The following is a 10,095-nucleotide window of genomic DNA, read 5'->3' as shown; positions in this document are numbered from 1 at the left end:
GGTGGCTTCTATGAGCAGACAGAAAAAAATACAACTAGAAAATGGAACCATATTATTTTTAGGAGCAGCAGCCTTTATCTTACTGGCAGCCAGTCTGTTTCCTTCTTCTGCCATGTCACAAAAGGTGCGCTCTTATCTGGAAATGAACCGGATGGTGGAGAGAGCTTTTGCAGTGATGCTGCTGGTCCTTTCCACCCAGCTGATGAAGCGAAAGAGGACGGCCTGGGAAATGACCATGGCTGTACTGACTTTAAGTCTCCTGCGGGGACTGGAAGAGATAATACATACAGGACTGGAGGCCCGAAGTTTATTCCTGCTGGTCCAGGCGGCTGTCTTTTTCATCCTTTTGTGGAGCAGAAAAGATTTTTGCTGTCCGGCCTCTAAAAAGTCGGTGGAACAGGCTGTTGGCTTTATCCTCTTATCCCTGTTGGGAGTAGCTGTCAACGCAGCCATCACCCGCCATTATATAAATCTGGCTCTGGGAAAAGGAACGGTCTCTTTTGTTGAAAGCCTTGCAGCTGGTGTGGGAATGCTTTTTGGCATAGGCGGTGAATTTCCAGGAGGAGAGTTTGCGGAGCATTTAGAGCAGCTGATGTTTCTGTTCAGCTGGGGCTGTATCCTGGCCGGGGCAGTCCATATATTCCGTCCGTGGATGGAATATCCCGGGAAAACAGCATCTGACCTGCAGCATGCCAGGACCTTATTAAACCTTTACAGCCAAAATCCCTGCTCCTATCTGACCTTAGAAGATGATAAGATCCTCTATTTTGGAAAGCAGGTGGACGGCGTTATCCCCTATGGGATCGTAGGCGATACTGTGGTAGTCAACGGTGACCCGGTTTGTAAAGATGAGGACTTTCCCAAGTTACTGGATGAATTTAAGGAATTCTGCTTAAAAAGCGCCCACAAGCTGTTTATCTTAAGTGTGACAGACCATTATCTGGACGAGTATAAAAAACAGGGCTTTGGAACTGTAAAATGCGGGGAAGAGGCGAGATTTAAGCTGGCTGACTATGAGATCAGCGGTAAAAAAGGCGCCAAGATGCGTATGAACATCAATCATGCGAAAAAAGCGGGGATCGATGTTTACGAGTATAAGATACTGGAGAAGAGGAATGCAGCTTTAGAGGTAGAATTTAACCGCATTACCGATGAGTGGCTGGAAGGTAAGAAAAGTTCCATGTTAAAATTTACCATGGGTACTCTGGGACTGGATGATCCTATGGACCGGCGGTATTTTTATGCAGTAGACGAAAGCGGAAGCATGGTAGCCTACATTGTTTTTGTGCCTTTCCTTGGAAAGAACGGATATATGGCAGATATGACCCGTCATGGAAAGAAAGCACCAGGCGGTGTTATGGAACTGATCATGTATGAAGCGTTTCAGGTATTTAAGGAAGAAGGCGTGGAGTATGCCAGCCTGGGGGTAGCGCCTCTTGCTGGATTAAAAGAAGAGAATGCCAGTCTTATGGAGAAGCTTTTGGAGTTTGTCTATGAGCATTTAAACCAGTGTTATGGTTTTAAAGATCTTTACCGGGCAAAGGAGAAATACAGTCCTACCGTCTGGGAACCATCTTATTATGCGTATCTGCCGAAGATCCCTTCTCCGGATATGTTCTATGCAGTGGTGAAGATCCAGAACCCACAGGGTATCCTTGATTTCTTCCAGACAGTAAAATTTCCAAAGTTTTGGGATCATGGACAGAAAAAGCAGGAAACAGAGGCGAAAAAAGACCATGAGTGAAAAGGAAAAAGAAACAGGTGAGATAGAGGAAAGGGATGGTTTTATCGCTATTCCCGATGGATCTTTATACTATAAAAAATACGATATACAGGGAAAGGTCGGACTTCCGGTGGTGCTCCTTCATGGAAATAGGGGCACTCACCGGGATTTTTCTTCTTATATAGAAGTCCTTACGAAGGCAGGCTGTTCTGTAATCGCCATGGACAGCAGGGGACATGGGGCATCTGTGATGAAAATGGCGGCATTAAAAGCAGCTGTATTAAAAACAGGCCGCTCACAGGAAAAGGGAAAAAGAAGATGGACCGGGGCTGCGGATATGGCGGAAGATGTAGTCCGTCTGTTAGATCATCTGAAAATAGAAAAGGCAGTGATCCTGGGATTTTCAGATGGCGCCAATACAGCTTTGGAGTTTGCCGCAGATCATCCAGAGCGGGCAGAAAAGATCATTGCAGTCAGTGCCAATGCACTGCCGGACGGTCTGATCCCTCCTATGCTGTTTATGGAGAATACCCGTTTCCAGTGTGCGAAGATCTTAGAGAATATAAAGCCAGTGGGAAAATTTGGAAAATGGTGTAAAAGAGAGCAGTTTTTAAGCAGCCTGATCCTTCATTCCCCTTTTCTCACAGAAGAGAGATTGAAAAAAATATCCGTTCCCGTACTTTTAATGGCGGGAACCCATGATCTGATCAAAGAGTCTCATACCCGAATCATTGCCCGGTGCATCCCGGGAAGTCGTCTGGTTTTGATCAAAGGGGGTACACACCAGGGCTTTTTTAGAAAAAAAGAACGCTATATAGGAGAAATTCTGAAATTTATTTTTGACGAAAGATGTTAGTCAAAACTAACAACTTTATCAAAAAATTAACATAATTATTAAAAAAATAACGATAACTTTTCATATTGTATACAAAGTTAAAGTGTGTTATACTCAAAAATGGCTGTTAGGGACATGCTAAAATTGTTCCATTAAACAAAAGAAATCAAAAAGAAAGAGGGGAAGAAACCATGGGTTTGGCGACTTTTAAAGGCGGCATTCATCCGTATGAAGGAAAAGAATTGTCAGAAAACAAACCGATCCAGGTCCTTCTGCCAAAGGGCGAACTGGTATTTCCTATGTCTCAGCATATAGGAGCACCTGCAAAGCCACTGGTAGCAAAGGGTGACAGGGTTCTTGCTGGACAGAAGATCGGAGAAGCCGGTGGATTTATTTCAGCAAATGTGATCTGTTCTGTATCCGGTACTGTTAAGGCAATCGAACCAAGACGTATGGTAAATGGCGCAATGGTACCTTCCATCATCGTAGAAAACGATGGTGAGTATGAAACAGTAGAAGGAGTAGGAGAGGACAGAGATCCTTCCACACTCTCTAAAGAAGAGATCCGTTCTATCGTAAAAGAGGCAGGAATCGTAGGTTTAGGAGGCGCAGGCTTCCCAACTCACGTAAAGCTGACTCCAAAGGATGAGAATGCGATCGATTATGTAATCGTAAACGGCGCAGAGTGCGAGCCATATCTGACCAGCGACTATCGTATGCTGATCGAAGAGCCTGAGAAGATCGTAGGCGGTCTGAAGGTTATCTTACAGCTGTTTGATAACGCCAAGGGTGTGATCGCAATCGAGAACAACAAGCCGGAGGCTATTAAGAAACTGACAGAGATGGTAAAGGATGAACCCAAGATCACTGTCTGTCCGTTACTTACCAAGTATCCTCAGGGTGGTGAGCGTTCTATCATCTACGCTGTAACAGGACGCAAGGTAAATTCTTCCATGCTGCCGGCAGATGCAGGCTGTATCGTAGATAACGTAGATACAGTTGCTTCTATTTATATGGCTGTATGCAAGTCTACTCCATTAATGAGAAAGATCATTACCATTACAGGTGATGCTGTGGCAGAACCACAGAACTTCAATGTAAAACTGGGAACCAATTACCAGGAACTGATCGAAGCAGCAGGCGGTTTCAAGACCGAGCCTGAAAAGATCATCTCCGGTGGTCCTATGATGGGACAGGCCCTGTTTACTGTAGATGTGCCTGTATGTAAGACTTCTTCTGCTTTAACCTGTTTTACAAAAGACCAGGTAGCAGCTTTTGAACCAACTGCATGTATCCGCTGCGGACGCTGCGTAAGTGTCTGCCCAAGCCATATCGTTCCAGTCATGATGATGAAAGCAGCTATGAACCGTGACTGTGAGACCTTTGAAAAGATCAACGGTATGGAATGTATGGAATGCGGAAGCTGTACATATATCTGTCCTGCAAGACGTCCTCTGACCCAGGCATTCAAGGAAATGCGTAAGACGGTTGCGGCTAACCGCAGGAAGAAAGGCTAGGAGGGGACAAAAGCTATGAATAAATTATTAAACGTATCTTCATCTCCTCATGTGAGATGCAGTGTGAATACACAGAACCTGATGCTGGACGTAGTGATCGCTATGCTTCCTGCGGCAGCTTTCGGTGTATATAATTTTGGCTTCCACGCACTGCTTGTACTTTTAGTCACATCAGCAGTTTGTGTGGCAAGTGAATATGTTTACGAAAAACTGATGCACAAGCCAATTACCATTGCAGACGGAAGTGCTCTTGTTACAGGTATGATCCTGGCACTGAACATGCCACCTCAGATCCCTGTATGGGTACCTGCACTGGGCGGTATCTTTGCGATCATCGTTGTAAAGCAGCTTTACGGCGGACTGGGACAGAACTTTATGAACCCGGCTCTGGCTGCAAGATGCTTCCTGTTAATTTCCTTCGCTGGCATGATGAACAACTTCTCAGCTGCAAGCCTGGGATTTGACAGCGTTTCCGGAGCAACTCCTCTGGCAGCTATGCGTGCCGGACAGAGCGTAGATCTGGCTTCCATGTTCATTGGACGTATCCCTGGTACCATCGGTGAAGTTTCTACCATCGCTCTTCTGATCGGCGGTATTTATCTGTTAGTCCGCAAGGTAATCTCCTGGAGAATTCCGGTGATCTACATTGGAACAGTTGCAGTATTTGTATTTATCTTTGGTGGTTTTGATGTAAATTATGTACTCTGCCAGGTATGTGGTGGTGGTCTTATCTTCGGTGCTTTCTTTATGGCAACTGACTATGTGACCAGCCCGATCACTCCAATGGGACAGATCGTATTCGGTGTTGTCTTAGGACTTTTAACCGGTATCTTCCGTCTGTGGGGTGCTTCTCCTGAAGGTGTTTCCTATGCGATCATTTTAAGCAACCTGTTTGTACCAATGATCGAGCGTGTAACCCTTCCAAAAGCATTTGGAAAGGAGGCAAAGAAGGCATGAAAGGAATTTTAAAAGACGCTGCCATCCTGTTTGTCATCACTTTAGTTGCAGGACTTTGCCTGGGCGCAGTTCACGAAGTAACATTAGATCCGATCGCAAAGGCTCAGGAAGCAGCAGCTACCAAAACTTATAAAGAAGTATTCCCGGAAGCAGCAAAATTTGAGCAGACCGATGAACTGACAGCAGCAGTAGCAGCATCTGCAGATGAGATCCTGGCTCAGGGCTTTGGAAATGTATCTGTTGATGATGCACAGGTTGCAGAAGCAGAAGATGGTTCTGTTCTTGGATATCTGATCACTGCAAGTTCCACAGAAGGCTACAATGGTCTGGTACAGATCTCTGTAGGCATCACTTCTGAGGGAAATCTGACTGGTCTTGGTTTCTTAAGCATCAGCGAGACTCCTGGTCTTGGTATGAAGGCAAAAGAACCAGATTTCAAGGATCAGTTCAATGGAATGAAAGCACAGAAACTGGAAGTAACAAAGACAGACGCAACAGCTGATAACCAGGTTCAGGCGATCAGTGGCGCTACCTATACTTCCAAGGCAGTAACCGGTGCCACAAATGCAGCTATTTACTTTGTGGAAAACTGCGTTGGAAAGTAGGAGGTGTAAGAAATGAACAAGTATACAGAACGTCTTTATAATGGTATCTGGAAAGAAAATCCTATTTTCGTTCAGATGTTAGGTCTGTGTCCTACACTGGCTGTAACTACATCTGCTATGAACGGTCTTGGTATGGGTCTTTCCTCTACCGTAGTATTAGTAGCAGCAAACTTCATTATCTCACTGATGAGAAGCATCATCCCGGGAAGAGTCCGTCTTCCAGGTGAGATCGTAGTTGTTGCTTCCCTGGTAACCATCGTAGACATGCTGATGGAAGGCTTTACACCAGATCTTTACAGCGCACTGGGTATCTACATTCCTCTGATCGTTGTAAACTGTGTAATCTTAGGCCGTGCAGAGGCATTTGCTATGAAGAACAAACCGATCATCTCCGCATTCGACGGAGCAGGCATGGGTCTTGGATTTACCTTCGCCCTTGTTTGTATCGGTGCTGTCCGTGAACTTTTAGGTGCAGGTTCCATCTTTGGTGTAGCCATTATGCCTGCTTCCTATCAGCCTATTTCCATCTTTATCCTGGCACCTGGCGCATTCTTCGTTCTGGCTTGCTTAACTGCTTTACAGAACAAGTTAAAGATGCCTTCAGCAACTAACGGTTCCGCTAAGGGCAAGAAGGCTAAGACCGCTTGCTGTGGCGATTGCGCAAACTGTGCAGAATCAAAGACGGAAGAATAGGAGGTAAAAACGGATGAAAGAGTTACTTGTTATTGCCATTAGCTCCGCATTTGTGAGCAACGTGGTATTAAGCCAGTTTTTAGGCATCTGTTCCTTCGTCGGCGTATCTAAAAAGGTAGAGACAGCAGCAGGTATGGGCGGTGCGGTTATCTTCGTTATCACCATCGCTTCCGTTGTTGCAAGCCTGATCTATCAGTTCGTCCTGAACCCATTAGGACTGGATTATCTGAAGACCATCGTCTTTATCCTTGTAATTGCGGCTCTGGTACAGATCGTAGAAATGTTCTTAAAGAAATGTATGGTTTCCCTGTACAACGCATTAGGTGTATTCCTTCCGCTGATCACAACCAACTGTGCAGTATTAGGTGTTGCACTTACTAACGTACAGAACGGCTACAGCTTTGTACAGAGTGTAGTAAACGGTATTGCAACTGCTATTGGTTACACTGTTTCCATCGTACTCCTTGCTGGTATCCGTGAGCGTATTGAAGGAAATGATATCCCATACAACTTCCAGGGATCTCCTATCGTACTGGTAACTGCAGGTCTTATGGCAATCGCATTTTTCGGATTTTCCGGATTACTGTAGAAGGAGGAGACGAAGATGAACATAACAGCAATTTTGATTGCTGCTGCAGTTATTGCAGTAGCAGGTATCATCGTAGGAATCGGCCTTGGACTTTTTGGTGAGAAGTTCAAGGTAGAAGTAGATGAAAAGGAAGTAGCTATCCGTGAGGAACTTCCTGGAAACAACTGCGGCGGCTGCGGTTTCGCAGGCTGTGACGCGTTGGCAAAGGCAATTGCAGAGGGCAAAGCTCCTGCAAATGCATGTCCTGTAGGTGGAGCACCTGTAGGCGAAAAGATCGCTGCTATCCTTGGCGTATCTGCCGGAGCAGCAGAGAAGAAGGTTGCATTTGTACGTTGTAAAGGTACCTGTGACAAGGTTAAGACTCTTTACAACTACGAAGGTATTGATGACTGTGCAAAGGCATCTGTAGTGCCAGCCGGCGGTCCTAAGGCCTGCAGCTACGGCTGTACCGGTTTTGGTTCCTGTGTAAAGGCATGTCAGTTTGACGCGATCCATGTTGTAGACGGTGTAGCTGTTGTAGACAAGGAAAAGTGCGTAGCCTGCGGCAAGTGTGTTGCTACCTGTCCAAAGGGACTGATCCAGATCGTTCCTTACAGCGCAGAACATTTAGTACAGTGCAGCAGCCATGACAAGGGCAAAGATGTAAAGGCTGCATGTCAGGCTGGATGTATCGGATGTACCTTATGTACCAAGCAGTGTGAGTCAGATGCTATCCATATGGATAACAACCTGGCATTCATTGATTACGAGAAGTGTACAAACTGCGGCAAGTGCGCGGCAAAGTGCCCTGCTAAGGTTATTCTGTAATTTAAGAAAAACAGTATTTAAAAGAGCTTCAGACGGTGTGAAAATATCGTCTGGAGCTCTTTTTATTTTGCTTTTGTAAACGTTCTAATAACAGGGCAGAGCTGTGGCAGCCATTTCCGTTTTCCTTAATGGATGATTGTCATAACCGGATATACATAAAAAATTACAAAAATGTTAAAAGTGGGGACTACACCCATTTTTTGACAAAATTATACAAGGAAAATCGAAAAATAAAATCACGTAAAATCAAGGGTTTGCGGCCACTAACAGTTTACATAATATGGCTAAAAAACATTGTTTATAAATTAACAAAATTAATTATTAACAAAAATGTAATAAATACGTAAAAAACAAATCGTTATAATGCTGATTTGAAGGATAAAATAAAGAAATAAATATACAAAACGCATAAAATAATTTACAAAAATCTCCACTGACAAATAAAACGTAACAAAGTTGTTACCCAATGGTTGACGTTTAGGATTTAATCCCATATAATTACCGATACATCCCAGAAAAACAGGCATAAAGTGGGGACTACATCCCACAATGGCACTTGGGAGCGGATGCAGTTTAACCGCTCTGAAACGGATTTACGAGGCAGTATGCTTCGGGAAAGAATATGAGGAGTATGTATGCTTACATGGCATTCATTCCTTCAGTCGGTGATGTTTTTTGTACGTTCTATTTCTGTTAAGGTGACAAAGAACCATTACCGTTCGTCTTCTGTCCTTATGTCAGGAGCCGTTGTGATTGCAGTAGTCGCTTTTTCAGCCAATGGATTTGGCGGAGGCGGAAAGAACGCAATGGCAGCGCCCAGAACCGTAGACTCTCTGGAAGCAGATGAGGAACCGGAGACAGAGGCACTTTTTGAAGGAAGCAGTTTTGTTACAGAAGCAAAAATACAATTCGGACTTTTGAACACAGGCAGTGAAGGTCAGCATCTGGCCGGTGCGCTGTTGGAGAGAGATGTCCGGGACAGACAGCGCAGGCAGGCAGATGCGCAGATAGAAATAGAAGCGCTTCAGAAACAGATATTAAAAGAAAAAGAAGAGGCTGAAGCAAGACGGAAAGCAGAGGAAGAGAGAAGAGCCGCCAGAAGGATCAAAGTGTCTGATGAAGATTATCAGGTATTACTTCGGATCGTTCAGGCAGAAGCTGGTGTATGTGATGAGAAAGGCAAGATCTTAGTGGCCGATGTGATCATCAACCGCGTTCTTTCAGGAAAGTTTCCTGGAAGCGTAAAGGGTGTTGTATACCAGGGTTCCCAGTTCCAGCCGGTGTCCAACGGCAGGATTAATTCCGTAAAAGTAACAGCTGAAACCATTCGGTGTGTGGACCGTGCACTGGACGGGGAAGATTATTCCAACGGTGCGTTATATTTTATGAACAGAAAAGCTTCCGGCAGAAAAGCAGGCTGGTTTGACTCCAGATTAACCTACCTTTTCGCACACGGAGGTCACGAATTTTTTAAATAGTTCAGCCATGCGCTGGCTTGAATGAGGGAGTGTGTTGCAAGCTTGCTTGCATAAGCACTTTCTCATTCGAACCAGCATATGGTGGAACCACAAGGCTTCTTGTTTTCATGAATATGGAAACAAGAAGATGTCATGGCTGGACTGTAATTAGTTTTTTTAAATAGCTGTAAGAAAGGGATTGAGTTTCAGGCTGCTTTGGGTGTATACTGGTAAAGACAGGAAACTGATAGAAAAATATCAATAAACTTGTCAATAACGACTCAAAGGAGAAAAAGACCATGATTTTTGATGAAAAACAGAATTTGGACTTTTACAGAAACTTAGGTATTGAGGGAAGATACGCAAAGGCAGTAGACTTCTTAAAGAATACCGATCTTGCAGCATTAGAGCCTGGAAAGTATGAGATCGACGGAAAAGACGTATATGCAAATGTTACCGCTTACACCACTATTCCGTGGGAAGAGGCTAAGTATGAGGCACATGAGCATTATACCGATATCCAGTACGTGATCGAGGGAAGTGAGGTTATGACCTACGCTCCTGTACATGAAATGACTGTAAAGACTCCTTACAATCCAGATAAGGACGTAGTATTCTTCGAGAATACCACAGACGGTCTGCAGGTAGTTGTAAAAGCTGGTCAGTATCTCATCTTCAATCCATGGGATGCACATAAGCCGAAGGCAGCTAACGGCGCTCCGGCACCTATCAAGAAAGTTATCGTTAAGATCAAAGAAGATTAATGGATCAGTAAGTTGATCGGATGATCAACAGATAACTCTGGGAAATGTAAATGAAATAAGTTTACGAAAAATATCGTCTGAACAGGACCATGAAAAATGGACTGTGCAGGCGATATTTTTTATTATGACTGAAAGTGAAGAAGGCTTT

At 44.4% G+C, this 10,095-nt stretch carries 10 protein-coding genes; all 10 read left to right on the top strand.

Features of this window, described 5'->3' with window-relative positions:
• Positions 1-10 precede the first annotated feature (10 nt).
• The 10 genes from DW251_RS04820 (at position 11) to DW251_RS04775 (ending at position 9,947) form a co-directional block, all read left to right on the top strand.
• Positions 11-1,744, top strand: coding sequence for a phosphatidylglycerol lysyltransferase domain-containing protein (locus DW251_RS04820; RefSeq protein WP_118300380.1), 1,734 nt, complete (start codon positions 11-13; stop codon positions 1,742-1,744).
• Positions 1,737-2,579: an alpha/beta hydrolase gene (locus DW251_RS04815; protein ID WP_021870492.1), complete on the top strand. Its 843-nt coding sequence runs from the start codon at positions 1,737-1,739 to the stop codon at positions 2,577-2,579. Before DW251_RS04820 ends, DW251_RS04815 begins: the two co-directional genes overlap by 8 nt.
• A 170-nt stretch (positions 2,580-2,749) precedes the next feature.
• Positions 2,750-4,075: an electron transport complex subunit RsxC gene (gene rsxC, locus DW251_RS04810; RefSeq protein ID WP_021870491.1), complete on the top strand. Its 1,326-nt coding sequence runs from the start codon at positions 2,750-2,752 to the stop codon at positions 4,073-4,075.
• Positions 4,076-4,090: 15 nt separating this feature from the next.
• Complete coding sequence (locus DW251_RS04805; protein WP_021870490.1) at positions 4,091-5,032, top strand: RnfABCDGE type electron transport complex subunit D; 942 nt, start codon at positions 4,091-4,093, stop codon at positions 5,030-5,032.
• Complete coding sequence (locus DW251_RS04800) at positions 5,029-5,637, top strand: RnfABCDGE type electron transport complex subunit G (protein WP_021870489.1); 609 nt, start codon at positions 5,029-5,031, stop codon at positions 5,635-5,637. The genes DW251_RS04805 and DW251_RS04800 overlap by 4 nt, the downstream gene beginning before the upstream one ends.
• A gap of 12 nt (positions 5,638-5,649) precedes the next feature.
• Positions 5,650-6,330 carry an electron transport complex subunit E gene (locus tag DW251_RS04795; RefSeq protein WP_021870488.1) on the top strand — a complete coding sequence of 227 codons (681 nt, stop codon included), beginning with the start codon at positions 5,650-5,652 and terminating at the stop codon, positions 6,328-6,330.
• A 13-nt stretch (positions 6,331-6,343) separates the two neighbouring features.
• Positions 6,344-6,919, top strand: a complete 576-nt coding sequence (locus DW251_RS04790) for an RnfABCDGE type electron transport complex subunit A (RefSeq protein ID WP_118300378.1) — start codon at positions 6,344-6,346, stop codon at positions 6,917-6,919.
• A gap of 15 nt (positions 6,920-6,934) precedes the next feature.
• Positions 6,935-7,726 (top strand): RnfABCDGE type electron transport complex subunit B, encoded by a 792-nt coding sequence (locus DW251_RS04785; RefSeq protein ID WP_021870486.1) that lies wholly within the window; start codon positions 6,935-6,937, stop codon positions 7,724-7,726.
• A gap of 635 nt (positions 7,727-8,361) precedes the next feature.
• A complete protein-coding gene (locus DW251_RS04780; RefSeq protein ID WP_021870942.1) occupies positions 8,362-9,204 on the top strand; it encodes a cell wall hydrolase in 843 nt (280 codons plus the stop codon).
• 278 nt (positions 9,205-9,482) lie between these two features.
• Entirely contained in the window at positions 9,483-9,947 is a 465-nt protein-coding gene (locus DW251_RS04775; RefSeq protein ID WP_021870943.1) for a YhcH/YjgK/YiaL family protein, read from the top strand.
• Positions 9,948-10,095: the final 148 nt, after the last annotated feature.

The organism is Clostridium sp. AM22-11AC, from assembly GCF_003473545.1.
In the GTDB taxonomy this organism is placed as follows: domain Bacteria; phylum Bacillota; class Clostridia; order Lachnospirales; family Lachnospiraceae; genus Enterocloster.
This window is presented reverse-complemented; position numbering and strand designations above follow the sequence as displayed.